An 18,591-nucleotide genomic window follows, 5' to 3' on the forward strand; every position below is an offset into this window, starting at 1 on the left:
CCCTATCCAATCGCTACAATAGCCCTAACCGTAGCCCTCACTGCTTGTCATGCCTCCCACAACTTCACCCCCTACCCCCTACCTCAGCCTGGAGGACTATCTTGCCTATGACGATGGCACCGATACCCGCTATGAATTGGTCGATGGAGTCTTAGTCGCAATGCCTCCGGAATCGGATGAAAATAACGATATTGCCAGACGCTTACTGTTTGAATTGGCAAAGTATTTCCCGGCGGCACTACTCGCTTATAAAGATACAGAGATTGAGGTGATGGGGCGACGGGCACGTTGCCGGTTACCGGATTTATTGGTGCATACGGAAGCGTCCAAAGCGGCACTGGCGGGCAGGGGGCGCGCGACGATTACGTGGGAGATGCCGCCACCGGCCTTAGTGATTGAAATTGTGTCGCCGGGTAAGGCGAATCGCGATCGGGATTATCGCTACAAACATACGGAATATGCGGCGCGAGAAATTGCTGAGTATTGGATCGTTGATCCAGAAGAACAGCAAGTGACGGTCTGCCAATGGGTGGAGGGTCAGTATGAGGATACGGTGTTTCGGGGTAGTGAGCCAATCCAGTCGGCAGTGGTGCCTGATTGGGTATTGACGGCGGCAGATCTTTTGGGCCTAGGGGCACCCAAGGCGGACAGTTCCTATTAGGCGGAAACCCATATCCCTTACGTCACCCGCCGCGATCGCAGGGCTGCAAAACGGGGCATTAAGGTTTACGACCGGGTCGTTGTGATGGGCTGCCTGCCAACGACGGGTTGTTCGCCAACATTGATGTGGTGCTGTCGGTGAAGTTGGGTGCGGCAGGCTTACAAAGTTCCGCAAATTCTGCGATTCCGCAAATTCTGCTTTGAGAAGGGGCGATTGTATGCTAGGATGATAATCCGGTTCGGGGCGTAGCGCAGCTTGGTAGCGCACCACTTTGGGGTAGTGGGGGTCGCTGGTTCAAATCCAGTCGCTCCGATTGACTTTCAGGCTCAGGACTCTCTCAATATAGGGGTTCTGAGCTTTCTAGTATGGGTATATCTGGTAGCTGTATCAGATCACTAGGTTTTGCCAGTGCATGGCTTCCTAGAGCAAATAAGCTATGACCGGGTTCTCGATCGACGATCAGGCCTAGTGCCCTGTCAACTTAGATTTCGCTAGATTAGGTCAAATGTAGTGAAACCCAAGAAGGTCAGCAAACGTGTTGGGTCTCGCCGACTTGATGCCAATTTAAGAGCAGATTGAAGACCTGCCTATGGGGATGGACTAACTCAAGTTCAAGTCCTTGATCACTTGCGCCTGCTAACACAGATTGCATTGAAAAAAGAATGCGATCGGGTCGCAGAGAAGCTGGCCTAAAAGAGGTAGGCTCAGGTTCCGCCGCTGGCAAGATTGCCATCTCTAAGGAATGGCTTACCCCAACCGGATGCATCTTTGACAACACGGCGGAACAGATCTAAAACCCCTCGCCCAGAGCAGGCGAGGGGGTGAGGGCCTTAGCGCGATCTAATTAGCGTTTATAACGAGCGATGAATTGGTATTCCACATCAGAGGCCAAGAGAAGTTCCTGTACCAATTCCTTGGTCAGCATGCCAGAGGTTTGAATCAGCGTGGCGACACAACCCGTCCAGCCCGTTTGATGATTGGCCCCAATCCCTGATCCCGTATCCCCGTGGAAATATTCATAGAACAGAATCAGATCTCGCCAATGGGGATCGGTTTGGAATTTTTCCACTGCCCCATAGATGGGGCGGCGTTGGTTATGGTCCTTGAGGAACAAGCGGGACAGCCGCTCACTCAATTCCTGGGATACCTCTAGTAGGGTCATCTGCTGCCCCGAACCCGTGGGACACTCAATCTTAAAGTCATCCCCATAAAAGGCATACAAGCGTCGCAGGGCTGAGACAAACAGGATATTCACGGGCATCCAGACAGGACCGCGCCAGTTGGAATTGCCCCCAAACATCCCCGTATCCGAATCCCCTGGCACATAGGCAACACGGAAATCTTGGCCGTCATGGTGGAAGACAAAGGGATGATCCTGGTGGTAGCGGGAGAGCGATCGAATCCCATAGGGGCTAAGGAATTCATTTTCATCCAGCATCCGCGTCAGTACCCGTCGCAGTTTGTCCTCCGTAAACAGGGACAACATCCGCCGACCGGCCAGCCCCGCTTGGTTGGGCAAGTGCATATTCACCGTCAGTTCCGGGTGGCGGCGATAAAAGTCGGTGGCGCGTTTGACAAAGTTAGGCAGCTTGACCACATCATCTTTACTAAAGATAGCCACCGCTGCGAGGGGAAGTAAACCAACCAGCGATCGCACCTTCAGGCGCACAGCATTACCATCGGGGAAGCGTAGGACATCATAGAAAAAGCCATCCTCTTCATCCCACATTTCGTCGTGGTGATCGCCTATGCGATCCATCGCTCCGCCGATCCACATCGTATGTTCAAAGAACTTGCTGACAAATTCTTCATAAAGGGGATCATGGACCGCTAACTCAACGGCAATCCGTAGCATTTGTTGGCTGAAGAAAACCATCCACGCCGTCCCATCCGCCTGCTCTAGGTAGCCACCCGTTGGTAGGGGCGAACTGCGATCGAAGACCCCAATGTTGTCTAATCCTAAAAAGCCGCCTTCAAAGACATTGTTGCCATCCCGGTCTTTCCGGTTAACCCACCAGGTAAAGTTCACCAACAACTTTGAGAAGGCATACTTGAGGAAATCTAAATCGCCCTTACCTTCGTTACGAGCCTTATCCAATAGATAAATTTGCATTGTCGCATAGGCATGGACGGGGGGATTGACATCACCAAAGTTCCACTCATAGGCCGGAATTTGATCATTGGGATGGAGATAGTCGTTGCGCAACATCAGATCCAACTGTTCCTTGGCAAAATCAGAATCCACGATCGCCAAGGGCAACATGTGAAAAGCTAAATCCCAAGCGGCAAACCAGGGATATTCCCACTTATCGGGCATGGAAATAATGTCATCACAAAGGACATGGAACCACTCCCCATTGCGCACATGCTGGCGTTTATCCCGCTCCCACGGTGAGACATTCCGTTCTTCGAGCCATTTATCCACGTCGTAGTAGAAATACTGTTTTGTCCAGAGCATTCCCGCTAGGGCTTGACGCCAAACATTGATGCGATCGGTATCCGCTTGCAGTGAGGGGGGAATAATCGCGCCATAAAAGGCATCGGCTTCCTGGCGGCGGGTTTGCACGATTGTGTCGAAATTAGCGAAAGGACTCCCGATCACACTCACCGCTTTACGGGCTAACCGGAGACGAATCACCGATGTCGCTCCTGCGGCCACCGTGAGGGTATAGTGGGGCGCAACTTTGGTCCCTTGGGTGGCGTTCACCGCATCCGTTAGGCCGTGGACCACGTAGTTATTAATGCCATCTTTGGTGTAGTGACTAGCATTGGGCGTCGCAAAGAGGCGGGCATTGTTCGTTTCGTTTTCGGTGAAGAGTAACGGGACCTTCTGACTCCCAGCGGGAGACGCGTCACAGTAGAAATAGTAATCACTCAGCCATTGTTGAAAGAGGTGATCGGTGTGGTGGGCTTCGACGATCGCCGTCTGGGCTGTGCTGGCATCCTTCAGGACCGGTTTGGAGCCGCCATCTCCCCAAGACCAAGTATTGCGGAACCAGAGGGTCGGCAGCACATGGAGCGGGGCTGCTTCGGGTCCCCGGTTACAGACCGTAATCTGGATGAGGACATCTTCCGGACCCTCCTTGGCATATTCGACAAACACATCAAAGTAGCGATCGTCCGCAAAGATCCCCGTATCTAGTAATTCATACTCTGGTTCGTGGCGACCGCGATCCCGATTAGTCTTTACTAAATCTTCGTAGGGATAGGCCGCCTGGGGATATTTGTAAAGATATTTCATATAGGAATGGGTGGGCGTACTATCCAGGTAGAAGTAATATTCCTTCACATCCTCGCCATGATTGCCCTCACTGTTAGTTAACCCAAACAGGCGTTCTTTAATAATGGGATCTTGGCCATTCCAGAGCGCTAGGGCAAAGCAAAGTACCTGGTGATCATCGGAAATCCCTGCCAGCCCATCCTCACCCCACCGGTAGGCCCGCGATCGCGCTTGATCATGGGAAAAATAGTCCCAGGCATTACCATCGTCGCTGTAGTCTTCCCGTACCGTTCCCCACTGTCGTTCACTCAGGTAGGGACCCCACTTCTTCCAAGGGGTTTGGGGATCACGGGCGGCCTTCAGTCGGGTTTGTTCAATGTTCATAGTAAACCTGAGATATGAGTAGAAGTTAGGACCAGTACGACTATCACGTTAGCGAGTAATGGCTATCGTTTAGTACCGCCCCAAATCATAGCAATCCTATTCCTAGCTGATGTCTTTTACGTCAATTTTTTTAAGATTTACTTTCAGCGCTATTTCTATTCAACTTAGCTGGTTAATCACTAAATTAATATTAGTTAGTCTACCCTGTATCAACTTCATGATTGCAACTTCATAATTTTCATGATTGAACTTCATAATTGCAACTTTATGATTGGGATAAATTTATGCGGTTGGCCACCGCTCACACCTCACTGCTCCCTTGCTTGGGGGAGTACTGGCCACGATCAGCGTGGGGGTTACCAGGGGTTCACCGCCGATTATTCCTTGCCCCTTTGCAGTTTGGGGCCAGTAAGGTACAACATGGAGAGCCTTGCGCTCGGACCCTGCCCTTGGGGGGCAAGGGAACCGGGAGGATCGCAGGGATTTTATCCGTGAGTCGAGGACTTTACAATGGCGAGTCCAAGCGTTCGTAGCAGGGTTGCCCATACCAAACGTTCTGGTAAGCGGTTGCGTCCCAAAGCCTTACCCGTCAGTTGGCGGCGATTGAGTGCTTGGACGATCGAGCTGGCGCTGATCGGGATCAGCATGGCTCTCCCCTGGGAACTGGGCCAGCAAGCCAACCAGCGTTTTCAGGGGACACCCGTCCCCCTGAATCCAGTGGTAGTCACTGCCCAGGAGTCGATCGCCCAAACCCTAGCGATTCCCCGTCGTCAGCCCGATCGCCTGGTTGCTCCCCTCACGAATCTGTTTTGGTCCAGCGCCCTCCTCTTACCCGTGCTGGTGGTGGGCTGGCAACTGTATGCCCTCGCGCGAACGGGGCAAACCGCGCCTAAACGCTGGTTAGGGCTTCAGGTGGTTGATGCCGCCGGGAGTCCCCCTGGTATGGCCCGATCGCTACTCCGGGAAGTGGGTGGCCGCTGGGGCGTTCCTGTGGGTATGGCCTACTTGGTGTGGCGCTACACGGGGGCGTTCCCCGACCTACGCATTTTGATCATGCTGGTGGGGGCGTTAATGACGGTAGCTGGCAGTGTCGCCTTGAGCGATCGCCACCGTCGGACCTGGCACGATCGGCTGGCGGGCACCTATGTGCTGACGGCCAGTGCCGGACAGCGCCACCATGCCCCCCCCCGTCCGGCGATTCCCTGGCAGTGGTCTGATCCCGTGGCCAGTTATCGATCGGTGACCGTTGACAGTGGGCAGAACGGGCCGGGGCCAGCAGCGGCAGTTCCCCACTGGCGTGACCTCCAGGAGCAGGCCGCCATCACCTCGATCATCCTGGCTCCAGAAAGGCCGCACCGCCAGGGACTTTGGGCATGGATGCGGCAACATCCTGGCCTTACCCTGCTGATTGTCTTGCTCTCCAGCCTGACGGCGGTGCTGGGGACAGTGGTGGGCACCCAGTTTTATATCCAGGGGCAAACCAACCAGCGGGAACTTCAGAACCAGGACAATGAGGTCTTTCTCACGTTGGTACGTCTGCTCAGCCCCAATTCGGATGCCGGGACCGATGAACGGCAGGAGGCGATCTTGGCCCTGGGTGCCCTCAATGCTGGGGGCCAGGTGCGTGAGCCACGGGCTGTCCCCCTACTGGTTGATCTCCTCAGCCAGGAAACCCAGGCCCCTTTAATGGAAACCCTGCACCAGGCCCTTGTCAGTACGGGTCCCCCGGCCCTGCCCTATCTGCACCGCCTGAACCGCACCCTGCGCAACGACCTGAGTTCCCTCCGGTTCGCGGCGGCAAAAGAAGCCCAAACCTTGACCTTGGATCGGCTACAGGCGACCCAGCGGGCGATCGCCAAAATCCTGATTCTCTATAGCGGTCAAATTCGTAACCTCGACCTCAGTCAGGTTCACCTCAGCCAAACAACTTCGCCGACAACCCAGTTCACCCTCAATCTCGACAAGGTAGACCTGGCGGGGATACAACTGCGGGGGGCGGCGCTGGTGGGAGCCAGCCTCCGGGGTAGCCGCTTCTATGGGCTAGGGGCCGATCGCCGCTGGGGTACGTTTGATGACTGGATTGCCGATCTGAGTGGGGCGGATCTTAAGGAAGCCGATCTGGCGGGCGCGTTCCTCAGTCAGGCCCTCCTCAAGCGGACCAGCTTCATTCGCGCCAATTTACAAAAGGCTGATCTCAGCGGGGCACACTTGACCGGGGCCAACCTCAGCAGCGCTGACCTGAACCGGGCTAACCTGGAACGGGCGCTGCTCGACCAAGCCAGCTTCACGGGGGCTGATCTTGGTAATACAAACCTGACCCAGGCCAACCTCCAGGGTGCCCAGATGAGCCAGGTAAAAGCCCTCGGTGCCCAACTGCCCCAGGCCAATTTAACCGCCTCGGAATGGCAGGGAGCGGATCTCTCAGGGGCCAACCTCCAGCGGGCCAATCTCCAGCAGGCCAATCTCAGTGCAGCCCGATTAGCCGGAGCCGATCTCCAGGGTGCTCAGCTTCAGTTGGCTCGGTTACACCACACCGACCTCAGTTTGGCCGACCTGCGGGGGGCGAACCTGGATGATGCCGATTTCTATCGAGTCATCTTTACCCAGCCGACTTCGGTCACCAGCAATGAGTTTGTGCGTCCGGCGAGTGATACCAGCCTATCGACGATCGTCCAGGGGGTGAACTTTGCCAAGGTGCGTAACCTCAACCAAACCCAAATTGATTACATTTGTCAACACGGGGGTATTCATCCCCAATGTTGGGCATCCACTGCCCAGTAGGCAGGCGATTAACCTGTCCAGAGGATGGGGCAAAATGGCTAACATTTGCTAAGGTAAACCAGTCGTTAGGGAACACGGTGATTCGTTAGGTCGTTCGCCCAGGTTCATCCCCCTAATGAGTTCCCAGTTGTAGTGATGTTTCGATGTGAAGAAGGAGCGGCAAATGCGATATCTCTACCGTCTTGGTTTTGGTCTGAGCGCGATCGCTGGGGCCAGTCTGGCCGCGATCGTCAGTCTCCCTGTGCGTAGCTCCCCGGTCCACGCCCAGGCCGCCTATGGCAGCTACGTTGGGATTGGATTTTCCGGTGGTCTGACGGAAGGGGACACGCATGGGGGGGCTGATAGTGAAGATCGCAAGAGTGCTGCCGTCTTTAGTACCCGGTACAAGATTCTAGAGGTCCCGATCTCCCTGCGGACCCAAACACTCCTGTTTAACCCAACAACCGCTTTTGTGCCAACGGTATCCTACGATTTCCCCCTCAGTTGGCAGAGTGATGCCTATATTGGCGTGGGCTATGCCTTCTCCAAGGGTGAATCCCCTTCCCCCGTGGGCAACAAAAATGCCTTTGCGATCCAACCCGGTATCGACTTCGCGCTGCCTGACTCGAATTTAGTCCTATTTGGCAATGCCATTATTGCCTTTGATGCCTATCGCGAAGCCGGGGGGGCTGCCGTTTCCCTGCAAGGAGGGGTCGGCTTGAACTTCCGATGATGAGTGCCTAGGGCAGCCAAGATACCAATACCCGCCGGTAAGTCACCGTTACTGTCCGGAGCAAGCACCGGGAATAGATCGTCCAGTGGGCTGTGGACCTAGCGCCGATCGGCGTGGAGGCACAGTCGGCAATACCTGCACCTGTGTCGCAACTCTTGCAGCTTTGGAATACCTGTCAGCGCACAATCGGGCTAAGATAGCCTTGTGAACAGCGATCGTCACGATCGACGTTAACAGTTTATGACGATTTTCGGATAGCTGTTCGACCCGTAGGTGGCTGATTCGTCCGGTTGTATGAAGTTTTGCTGCAATCATACGACTTTTGCAACGGCCTTCCCAGGCAGGGGTCACACGGTGGTACGATCGGAATTCAACGCAATCCCGACCGAGTTACCGGGGAAAAGTCCACAATGGTCAATGTCTCTGCACCACCGGCCCACAAGCCATCCAAAGTTGAAGGTCTGAAGGAACGTAGCCATTATCTACGGGAACCTGTCGCTACCGAGCTGTTGCAGGATACCACCCACTTTAGTGAGGATGGGGTGCAAATCCTCAAGTTCCACGGTTCTTACCAGCAGGACAATCGGGATAACCGGGTGAAGGGGCAAGAGAAAGATTATCAGTTTATGCTGCGTACCCGCAGCCCTGGTGGCCTGATTCCGCCCCAATTATTCCTTACCCTCGATCGTCTCTGTGACGAATATGGCAACCATACCCTGCGGGTGACCGATCGCCAGGGGTTCCAGATCCACGGCATTCTCAAGAAGAATCTCAAAACCGTCGTGGCGGCGATCGTGCGCAATTTGGGATCAACCCTAGGGGCCTGCGGCGACCTCAACCGCAACGTGATGGCTCCGCCCGCGCCCTATAAAAATCGCCCAGCGTATCAACACGCCTGGGACTATGCCAACCGGGTGGCGGATCTCCTGACCCCACAAACAGGGGCCTACTACGAAATTTGGCTGGATGGCGAAAAAGTCCTCAGTGGCGAAGAACATCCGGAGGTAAAACTGGCCCGCCAGCGCAACCTCAATGGCACCCTATTGGCCGATCGGGAAGAGCCGATCTACGGCACCCAGTACATGCCACGCAAGTTCAAATGTGCCGTGACGGTGCCGGGGGATAATTCGGTGGACCTCTACACCCAGGATTTGGGGTTGGTGGTCTTTTGCAACGATCAGGGTGAAGTGGAAGGCTTTAATGTGTTGGCCGGGGGGGGGCTGGGGCGGACCCACAATAAGGCAGAAACCTTTGCCCGCTTGGCCGATCCCATTGGCTATGTCGATCGCGCCGATATCTACGATTTGGTGAAGGCGATCGTGGCCACCCAACGGGACTATGGCGATCGCAGCCAGCGTCGCCATGCCCGCCTCAAGTACCTGATCCACGACTGGGGAGTCGATCGCTTCCGGCAAACCGTCGAACGCTACCTGGGCAAGCCGCTGCAACCGTTCCGGCCCTTGCCTCCCTTCCAGTATTTGGACTTTTTAGGGTGGCATGACCAGGGCGATGGGAAACGCTTTGTGGGGATTTCGATCAATAACGGTCGCGTTAAAGATGACGGCACCTGGCAACTGCGCACGGCACTCCGTCAAATTGTTGAGCAGTTCCAGTTGCCGATGCGGCTCACCCCCCATCAAAACCTGATCCTAACCGATATCGAGCCAGCGATCGAACCCAAGGTGCGGGATATCCTGGAGCGCTATGGCGTCCAATCGGAAACGATGATCGATCCCCTCGTGCGATCGGCAATGGCTTGTCCCTCTCTGCCTACCTGCGGTCTGGCGATCGCCGAAGCCGAACGGGTTATCCCCAGTGTGGTCGGTCGAGTGCGAACTCTGCTGGATCGCATGGATCTCAGTCAGGAACCCTTTGTGATTCGCATGACTGGGTGTCCGAATGGCTGCGCCCGTCCCTACGTGGCCGAACTGGGCCTCGTGGGCAGCGCCCCTGATGCCTATCAAGTCTGGTTGGGCGGGGCAGCCAATCAAACCCGATTGGCTGAACCCTACCTGGATCGGCTACCGATCGCAGACCTAGAGGCCGAGTTAACCCCCATCCTGACCTACTTTAAGCAGTCGCGCCAGCCCGGTGAAGGCTTTGGTGACTTTTGCCACCGAGTGGGTTTGGAGGCGATTCGTCAATTCCGAGCAACCTTTATGACCCTAGACACCTCCCTGGAAATTCACGCAAGCAATGGCCATATCGCAATGGCGGAGGCTGATGCGCCGAAACCCCCTGCGAAAAAACGCCTGCGGCGGCGAGTCGATGTCGCTGATCCCATCTATCAACGCCTCAAAACGGCAGCCGAACAACGGGGAGTATCGATCGTAGAATTGGCAACAGAAGCGATTAATGCCTACCTAGGCCCTGAAGCTTGACCGAGGTAGGACCGTGCGCTTTGACCTGGTAACCCTGTTCCCAGAATTTTTTGATTCGCCCCTGCGATCGGGGTTACTGGGGAAGGCCCTAGAGAAGGGGATTGCCACGGTCCACCTCACCAATCCCCGTGACTTCACCACGGACAAGCACCACCGGGTTGATGATGAACCCTATGGGGGTGGGGTGGGGATGCTCATGAAGCCGGAACCCCTGTTTGCAGCGGTTGAATCCTTGCCAGTCCTGCCCCGCCGGGAGGTCATCCTAATGACCCCGCAGGGGGAACCCCTGCGCCAACCCGTCCTCCAGCAGCTTGCCGCTGACTACGACCAGTTAGTGGTCCTGTGCGGGCACTATGAAGGTGTCGATGAGCGGGTCCTGCATTTGGTGACGCGGGAGATCTCGTTGGGGGATTTTGTGCTGACCTGTGGGGAAATTCCGGCCCTGGCCCTACTCAATGGGGTGATTCGACTGCGGCCAGGAACCGTGGGGAAGGCAGCTTCGCTCAAGGCCGAAAGCTTTGAAGATGGGCTGTTGGACTATCCCCAGTACACCCGTCCGGCGGTGTTTCGAGGCTGGCCCGTGCCGGAGGTGTTGCGATCGGGCAATCACTCAGCGATCGCCGCTTGGCGACACCAGCAGCAAATCCAACGAACCCAGACCCGCCGCCCGGACCTCTATGCCCGCTGGTTGCAACAACACCGTTTGGAGCGTGAGGAGTGAGGGACTCGTATTGCTATCCCCGCTTCTCACTTCTCACTTCTCGCTTCTCGCTTCTCGCTTCTCGCTTCTCAGTTCTAAGGAACCGGACGCAGGCGGGTTAATTTGAGCTTAAAGGGACCGCCCGCCGCCTCACCAAAGGCCCGCACCCGCACAATGTATCTGTCCGTTTTTGTAATTCGGGTGAACAGAAGGGAATTAGTTGTCCCATCTGGGCCATCATCGTTTTCGCCCACAGTGGTGCCATCCGCAGCTAGGAGGGTGACGATCGTATCAAAACTATCGGAAGACAAGTCGATCGCGAGCTGATCACCCGCCTGTAGATTTACGACATAATCTCGCGCAAAGCCACCCTGCCCCGTCGGAATATCCTGGGCAGAGAGCGTGTCGGTGACCTCATTATTGGCAGGCATGGGGATAGGGTTATACAACCGGGATTGGGCCGGAGCCGCCAGACTGGTTACCCCAACGAGAAGAAGGCTGCCGGGTAAACACGCTAAGGCTCTGAACCAACGACCACGAGGCTTAACCGACAAATAGGTAAAATCCATAGGTTTCGGTGACATCATGCAGAGTAGCTCGCTCCAGCATGGCCTAATTTTAGGCACACAGCAAGGGAGATGCCCTTTTATACAAGCGGCCATGACGCTGTTCCGGGTGTCTGAGCCGTCGCTTTTGGGTTGGGACAGGGCAACGACTCCCAACCCCAATGACAGCCCTTCCATACTTGGTGAGGTATAGACAAGGGGCTTAAGCCCCTTGTTCACAAGGCTTGACGGTACTTCATGAAAGAGGGAAGGGCTGTAATCGAGGTACTCTCAAATAAAAAGCCCTAGTGATCACACTAGAGCTTCAATATTACTACTCAAAAATGAAAAACTTAGTCGTGGCTGGGATGCGACTAAATCACCTTAGTAACTGCGCGAGAAACTGTTGTTCCGACGCCCACCACCAAAAGAACCGCCGCCACTCCGGTTTTCACGGGGCTTAGCCTTGTTGACCTTGAGATCACGGCCCATCCACTCGGCCCCATCCAGAGCCTCGATCGCGGCTTCTTCTTCCGCATCGGTACCCATTTCTACAAAGCCAAAACCCCGCATCCGACCCGTTTCCCGATCGGTGGGCAGTTGCACCCGCTTAACAGAACCGTATTCTGCAAATACAGAACTCAGATCTGCTTCCGTAACTTGATAGGAAAGATTACCTACATAAATCGACATAACTTGTCTCCAAAACCAGGAAAAACGCAGAGAGTGAAATTTCGGAGAGAAGCTTGTCAGTGAAAAAACGATGAGAACCCGTTCGTACTAGAAACAACTGCTGCAACCGATATTTACCTCGTCTTGGGGATTATAGCATCTCCAGAAAGTTCGAGGCAACCGTCCTGCCTGGAGACGGTTTACAGCCCTTCCACGCTTGGTGAGGTACAAGCAAGGGGCTTAAGCCCCTTGTTCACAAGGCTTAACAGTACTTCATTAGAGAGGGAAGGGCTGTAAGGGAACGAGCGATCGAGGCGTATCCATGAGAAAATGGTATTTTTGAACTGAAAGGCGATGGCCAAATCACGTAAGCTAGAGGAGCTGACGAGCGCCCTTAAGCAAATTCGGGATGATCCAACCACGACGGACGGTCAAACGGTTTTGCGCCGGGTTTTGCACAGTAAACAGGGCGTTGCGATCGCCCAAGCCGCCAAGTTAGTGGGGCAACTTGAGTTACAAGATCGGGTGCCGGATTTGGTTACCGCGTTCGAGCAGCTCCTGCAAAAGCCCCAAACCACCGATCCGGGCTGTGTAGGGAAACAGGCGATCGCCGAAACCCTTTACCGTCTGGACTATCGTGACGCGGCCCTTTTCCTCACGGGCATTCACCATATGCAACCAGAGCCGGTCTGGGGTGGCCAGACTGACACAGCCCCCAAACTGCGGGGGACTTGCGCCCTGGGCCTTGTCCGCATGAACTATCCCGCTGTGATGATCGAGTTAGCGGATCTCCTGGCCGATCCGGAGCCGGAAGCTCGTGTGGGTGCGGCCCGCGCGATCGCCTATAGCGATAATGATCAGGGGGTACCGCTCCTCCGTTTACGGATCAAACTGGGGGATACCCCTCCCCTATTATCAGAGTACTTCGCGGCTCTTCTTAAGCTAGCCCCCAGCAGTTCATTGCCGCTGGTCCAGGACTACCTCTATGCCCGCGATCATCTGGGCTTGGGGGACGCAACCGAAATTGCCGAGGCCGTTGCCCTAGCCCTCAGTGAATCCGACCATCCGGCAGCCTTTCCCCTGCTACGGGATTGGTGGCAACACGTGCGCGATCCCGGATTACGCAAAACCGCCCTGTTAACGATCGCCACCCTCCGGAGCGATGCCGCCCTCGAATTTTTACTGGATCTGGTGACAGCGGCTGCCCGTCAAGATGCCCAGGACGCCTTCAAAGCCCTAAGCATTTATCGCCAGGACCCCACCCTCTGGCCCCAGGTGCAACAACGGGTTAAGGAACGCCCAGAACTGAATCAGTTAGACTGTTAGCCGGACCCGATCGCACTCGCTTTAATTGCCCCGCTTTACCTATGACTGCCCCCACCCTTCGTTATGCTTATTTCCCTGGTTGTGTTGCCCAAGGTGCTTGCCGTGAGCTATACCAGTCTACCCAAGCCCTTGCCCAGGCCCTTCAAATTGACTTGGTGGAACTCAAGCAAGCCGCCTGCTGTGGTTCTGGCACCTTCAAGGAGGAATCCAGTTTGCTGGAGGATACGGTCAATGCTCGCAATATTGCCCTTGCCGAAGCCCTGAACCTACCCCTCTTGACCCATTGCAGTACGTGCCAGGGGGTGATCGGCCATGTGGATGAACGGCTCAAGCGTTTCCAGCAAAGCGATCCCAACTATATGGAACAGGTCAATGGCTTTTTGCGGCAAGAGGGCTGTTCTCCTTATCGGGGCAGTACCGAGGTGAAACACCTGCTCTGGGCCTTAGTGGGTGACTATGGCATTGCAGCACTGGCCCAGCGGGTTACCCGGCAATTGTCGGGTCTGAAGTGTGCCTCCTTCTATGGCTGCTATCTACTGCGGGCACAGGATCAGATCCCCTATGATGATCCCCTACAACCGGAGTCGATGGAGCAAGTCTTCCGTGCCCTAGGGGCCACGCCCGTCTACTATCGTGGGCGCACCCAATGTTGTGGCTGGCCAATTTCCAGCTATGCCACCCCAGAGTCGTTTAAGCTGGCGGCCCAACCGATTCAAGCCGCGATCGCCGCTGGGGCCGATTGTCTGGTCACGCCCTGCCCCCTCTGTCACCTCCAACTGGACTCGCGCCAACCGGAAATTGAAGCCGCGATCGGCCAAAAACTAGGCCTACCCGTCCTGCATCTCCCCCAATTGGTCTGCCTAGCTCTGGGCCTGGAACCCACCCAATTAGGGCTAGATCGCCATGTGGTGTCTACCCGACCAGTTTGGGAGAAACTTCCGGTGGGATAGGTATCTGTTGGGAGATTGCCAAGCTGTTGTGGGGTAGGCATCTTGCCTGCTACCCAGACAGCCGAGACGGCAAGCCCATGTTCAATGGTGGGGTAGGCATCTTGCTTGCTACCCAGACAGCCGAGACGGCAAGCCCATGTTCAACCTGACGATCGCCGGAGCTTGCCTTGAGCCTGTCTGTTATTGGGATCTGTTATTGGGATAGGGTGTTTGTGGGTCAGGAAGCACAATGTCAAGATTTATAAACAGCGGATCGCCCCCCGGCAGAAAGGGTCAAGCCCTGCGATAGAGTGTAAACTTGTGGTTTACATTACGATTTCTCGGCATTCTCGACAAGCGTTTCGCCCTGAGCTGATTTCGCCAGTTGTGCCGTCATTCATGATTACTGTCACTTGTTCAAGAAGAAAGCATGTCTACTGTTGCCAGCCCCACCCGTACTGTCCGCATTGGTTCACGGAAAAGTCAATTAGCCTTGATCCAAACCTACTGGGTAAAAGATCAACTACAAACCCATTTCCCAGAGCGACAGTTTGAGGTGCAGGAAGTCAGCACTAAGGGCGATAAGATCCTGGATGTGGCCCTCTCGAAAATTGGCGATAAGGGACTGTTCACCAAGGAACTAGAACAGGGTATTTTAGACGGCGAAACGGATTTTGCGGTTCACTCATTGAAGGATGTCCAAACCAAATTGGCACAGGGGTTAATCCTGGGGTGCATCACGGAACGGGAAGATCCCTCGGATGCGTTAGTAGTCCATGAGAAATATCAGAATCATCGCTTGGAAACTCTGCCTGATGGCTCTGTGGTTGGGACCTCGTCTCTGCGTCGTTTGGCCCAATTGCGGCACCATTTCCCCAAATTAACCTTTAAGGACATTCGCGGCAATTTAAACACGCGTCTGGCCAAACTGGATGCGGGTGAGTATGATGCCCTGATCCTGGCCACCTCTGGGATGAAACGTATGGGTTGGCACGATCGTATCCACCAAACCTTGCCTCCGGAAATTTCGCTCCACGCGGTGGGTCAGGGTGCCCTAGGGATTGAATGTCGGGCCAATGATCCTGATATCCTCGGCCTACTGAAGGTGATTGAGCATCTGCCCACTACCCACGCCTGTCTGGCGGAACGGGCTTTCCTGCGGGAGTTGGAAGGGGGGTGTCAAGTCCCGATCGGGGTTTACACTAGCCTCAATGGTACCGATCTCACCCTGACGGGCTTGGTTGCCAGTATCGACGGTCAACGATTGGTGAAGGACCGTGTCACCGGAGCTGCCACGGATGCGGAAGCGATCGGGATTGAACTTGGCCAGCGTTTGCGCCATCAGGGTGCCCAGGCCATTTTAGATGAGATTATTGCCCAGACACGGACCGAAGCCTAGTACAGTAAACATAAAGTTTCACAACGTTGGTCGTAACGACTTTAGTCGTTGCCAGCTAAAGCCAGCACTACGAACGTTGCAGAACTTACTGTTCGAGCTACTCGTCTTCTATCGGCAAGCCTGAACGGGTTACGCTACCCAGACGTTGCGACCAGGGAGGGTCTAGGTGGCTACCCCGGTGGTTACCGCCCCCGCCGCCTTCAGGTGGAAGGCTCGATGGATCGCTTGCAGTGCCCTGGTCCCTTCCGCCTGGGCCACGACACAACTCACCTTAATTTCTGAGGTCGTGATCATTTGAATATTGATCTGTTCAGCCGCAAGGGCACGGAACATACATGCCGCCACCCCAGGCCGTCCGACCATTCCGGCCCCCACCGCACTCACCTTGGCGATCGCTGTGTTCACGACCACCTCCTGGAAGCCCAACTCTGAGGCAACTGCCTGCAAACAGGCTTGGGCTTGGGCGGCATCCGCTTGCGCCACCGTAAACGCAATGTCGCGGGTGGTCACCCCCTCAATCACACGGCACCGCTGGGACTGGATGATCATATCCACACTGATCTGATGGGCGGCCAGAAGTTGGAAGACCTTAGCCGCCATCCCCGGTCGATCGGGAATGGCGCGAATCGCCAATTGGGCCTGGTTGAGATCCAGCGCGACCCCGCGTACCGGTGGCATATCGGTTGGTTGCGCAGGCGCTTGCGCTGTGGGTTGGCTGGGCACCTCAAAGGCTTCACAGAGAACCGCCACGGCTCGATCACAATCAGCCGCCGCCACCACACAACTGACCTTAACTTCCGACGTGGAAATCATCTGAATATTAATCCCGGCTGCCGCTAGGGTGGCGAACATTTGGGCTGCAATTCCCGGACGCCCGATCATGCCCGCGCCCGCAATACTGACTTTGGCGATCGCGCGATCGATCATGACATCACAGGACTGCGCACCCGTCGTGACGCCGCCTAAGGCTGGTACCAAGGCCGCTGCCACCGCTTCAGCCCGCAACAACGATGCCTGGATTACCGTAAAAGCAATATCGTTGGTATTGCCCTCATGGATCGACTGGATAATCAAATCCACATCCAAATTCTGACAGGCAATTTCCCCAAATAGCCGCGCCGCCACGCCGGGCCGATCCGGTACCCGCAGTAAGGCAATGCGAGCCTGATCGCGATCGTATTCAACGCAATCCACCGGGTGGACAATTTCTAGCCCCTCAATCCGACGGGGTTGATAGGCCGGCGCCAACACCCGCGTACCGGGGTCATCGGTCCAGCTCGATCGCACCACCAGCGTCACGCCATAGTTACGGGCAATTTCTACCGCACGGGGATGCAAAACCTTGGCCCCCAGACTCGCCAGTTCCAACATCTCGTCGCAGGTGATTTCCGTCATCAACCGCGCTTCGGTGACTAGGCGGGGATCGGTGGTCAGGATACCGGGCACATCGGTGTAGATCTCGCAACAGTCGGCTTGAAGGGCTGCCGCCAGGGCCACGGCAGAAGTGTCGGACCCGCCCCGCCCCAGGGTCGTAATTTCTAACTCCTCCGTATTACTAATGCCCTGGAAACCCGCAATAACCACCACCTTGCCATCCTTCAGGTGACGTTCGATGCGATCGGTGGCAATTTGCAAAATCCGGGCACGGCTGTGGATGGCCTCTGTGATAATCCCCACCTGGGCACCGGTCATCGAAATGGCGGGCTGGCCAATGGCCTGGAGGGCCATACTCAGTAGGGCGATCGACACCTGCTCCCCCGTTGAGAGCAACATATCCATCTCGCGGCGGCTGGGGTTGGCCGTAATCTCATGGGCTAACTGCACCAAGTCATCGGTCGTTTTGCCCATTGCGGACACCACAACCACAACCCCATGCCCCTGGTTAACAGTCGCCTGGACCCGTTGGGCAACGGCCTGGATGCGTTCGACCGTACCAACGGAAGTCCCTCCGTATTTTTGAACGATTAGCCCCACAATATTTGATGCTGGTTAATGCAATTAAAGTCTGCCCCAGTTTAGCATTGAGATTCCTTCCCATCTACTGTGCTGTCCCACCTAACGGGCCAAGGGGTCCCCGATCCTGGGGATAACAACGCAGCGAGTCGGATCAGCCAGTCGGCGTACCCTGCGCACCTCAGGCAGCCCAGCGGTGTATCGCTGGAGTATCGCTGTTGACATTAGCACAATCCGATGGCGGCCTAGCAGTCCCCATCAGTCATCGTGCAATGTATAAATGGATTCCTTGGAAGTTGCCATTCCGCATGGAATTCGCAATGACTAAAGTTTGACAATATTAATGTATAAACTGATTCATTAAAAATTTATCAACAGCAGGGGATCAACGTTCGTTACCCATTACCCATTGAATTTTACGCTAATTCACGGATACTGGCGGATAAGGCCATAGAATAGGATGCAGAAAAGAACGCATACTTTACGCAATTATATCGACTAGATCATCCAGTGCTGCGGTTATGACAAAGCGGCAACGGTTTTCCCTCGAGCAGATAGTCCCAGCCGATTGGGAGAAGACACCAGAGACCATTCAGCAGTTGGTGCTCTCTTTGCTAGCGAGTACAAATCTATCAGATCATGAGCAAGCGGAGATTGGACAAGTTGTTACGGAAAGTCGTTTAGTCCAGTTCCTAGATGCAACACCAATGGGAATTGCGGTTCATGAGGTCACGGGTCAACTGATTTATATCAACCAAGTTGGCCGGTCATTATTAGGTATTGCCGACCAGAAGTGTTGAAAGTTAGGTTAAGCGATGGAAAAAAGGGACAGAATGCAGTATTCTGTCCTCTAACAAATAAAAAAATGATGTTCTATGATAGCCTCATTCCCGAAGCTTGTCAAATTGATCTTGAAGCAGCTTTGTCC

At 55.2% G+C, this 18,591-nt stretch carries 13 protein-coding genes and 1 tRNA gene; 10 read left to right on the forward strand and 4 right to left on the reverse strand.

Annotated features, from left to right (window positions below; all coding sequences use genetic code 11):
• Positions 1–49 precede the first annotated feature (49 nt).
• Complete coding sequence (locus ACWIUF_RS12180) at positions 50–661, forward strand: Uma2 family endonuclease (RefSeq protein WP_448572661.1); 612 nt, start codon at positions 50–52, stop codon at positions 659–661.
• A gap of 239 nt (positions 662–900) precedes the next feature.
• Positions 901–974 (forward strand) — tRNA-Pro (locus ACWIUF_RS12185).
• 531 nt (positions 975–1,505) lie between these two features.
• On the opposite strand, the gene ACWIUF_RS12190 is transcribed toward ACWIUF_RS12185, so the two are convergent.
• Positions 1,506–4,265, reverse strand: coding sequence for an MGH1-like glycoside hydrolase domain-containing protein (locus ACWIUF_RS12190; RefSeq protein WP_448572662.1), 2,760 nt, complete (start codon positions 4,263–4,265; stop codon positions 1,506–1,508).
• A gap of 510 nt (positions 4,266–4,775) precedes the next feature.
• Between ACWIUF_RS12190 and ACWIUF_RS12195 the strand changes: the two genes are divergently transcribed.
• The 4 genes from ACWIUF_RS12195 to trmD all read left to right on the forward strand — a co-directional run bounded on the left by ACWIUF_RS12195 (position 4,776) and on the right by trmD (position 10,860).
• Positions 4,776–7,046, forward strand: a complete 2,271-nt coding sequence (locus ACWIUF_RS12195) for a pentapeptide repeat-containing protein (RefSeq protein ID WP_448572663.1) — start codon at positions 4,776–4,778, stop codon at positions 7,044–7,046.
• 163 nt (positions 7,047–7,209) lie between these two features.
• Positions 7,210–7,758, forward strand: a complete 549-nt coding sequence (locus ACWIUF_RS12200; RefSeq protein WP_448572665.1) for a hypothetical protein — start codon at positions 7,210–7,212, stop codon at positions 7,756–7,758.
• Positions 7,759–8,168: 410 nt separating this feature from the next.
• A complete protein-coding gene (sir, locus tag ACWIUF_RS12205) occupies positions 8,169–10,139 on the forward strand; it encodes a sulfite reductase, ferredoxin dependent (RefSeq protein ID WP_448572666.1) in 1,971 nt (656 codons plus the stop codon).
• A 13-nt stretch (positions 10,140–10,152) separates the two neighbouring features.
• Positions 10,153–10,860, forward strand: coding sequence for a tRNA (guanosine(37)-N1)-methyltransferase TrmD (gene trmD / locus ACWIUF_RS12210; protein ID WP_448572667.1), 708 nt, complete (start codon positions 10,153–10,155; stop codon positions 10,858–10,860).
• Between the two features lie 74 nt (positions 10,861–10,934).
• Here trmD and ACWIUF_RS12215 read toward each other — a convergent pair whose 3' ends face one another.
• Positions 10,935–11,408, reverse strand: coding sequence for a PPC domain-containing protein (locus ACWIUF_RS12215; protein WP_448572668.1), 474 nt, complete (start codon positions 11,406–11,408; stop codon positions 10,935–10,937).
• A gap of 360 nt (positions 11,409–11,768) precedes the next feature.
• A complete protein-coding gene (locus ACWIUF_RS12220; protein ID WP_448572669.1) occupies positions 11,769–12,077 on the reverse strand; it encodes an RNA recognition motif domain-containing protein in 309 nt (102 codons plus the stop codon).
• Positions 12,078–12,410: 333 nt separating this feature from the next.
• Between ACWIUF_RS12220 and ACWIUF_RS12225 the strand changes: the two genes are divergently transcribed.
• The 3 genes from ACWIUF_RS12225 (at position 12,411) to hemC (ending at position 15,710) form a co-directional block, all read left to right on the forward strand.
• A complete protein-coding gene (locus ACWIUF_RS12225) occupies positions 12,411–13,382 on the forward strand; it encodes a HEAT repeat domain-containing protein (protein WP_448572671.1) in 972 nt (323 codons plus the stop codon).
• A gap of 41 nt (positions 13,383–13,423) precedes the next feature.
• Complete coding sequence (locus ACWIUF_RS12230; protein WP_448572673.1) at positions 13,424–14,332, forward strand: CoB--CoM heterodisulfide reductase iron-sulfur subunit B family protein; 909 nt, start codon at positions 13,424–13,426, stop codon at positions 14,330–14,332.
• Positions 14,333–14,741: 409 nt separating this feature from the next.
• The gene (gene hemC, locus ACWIUF_RS12235; protein WP_448572674.1) at positions 14,742–15,710 is read left to right on the forward strand and encodes a hydroxymethylbilane synthase; all 969 of its coding nucleotides are present in this window, start codon (positions 14,742–14,744) and stop codon (positions 15,708–15,710) included.
• Positions 15,711–15,872: 162 nt separating this feature from the next.
• Here the strand turns inward: hemC and ACWIUF_RS12240 are convergent, their stop codons facing one another.
• On the reverse strand, positions 15,873–17,684 hold the full coding sequence (locus ACWIUF_RS12240; RefSeq protein ID WP_448572675.1) for an aspartate kinase: 1,812 nt from the start codon (positions 17,682–17,684) through the stop codon (positions 15,873–15,875).
• Positions 17,685–18,184: 500 nt separating this feature from the next.
• Between ACWIUF_RS12240 and ACWIUF_RS12245 the strand changes: the two genes are divergently transcribed.
• Positions 18,185–18,463 (forward strand): hypothetical protein, encoded by a 279-nt coding sequence (locus ACWIUF_RS12245; RefSeq protein WP_448572676.1) that lies wholly within the window; start codon positions 18,185–18,187, stop codon positions 18,461–18,463.
• Positions 18,464–18,591: the final 128 nt, after the last annotated feature.

The sequence above is a fragment of the Trichothermofontia sp. genome (assembly GCF_053493415.1).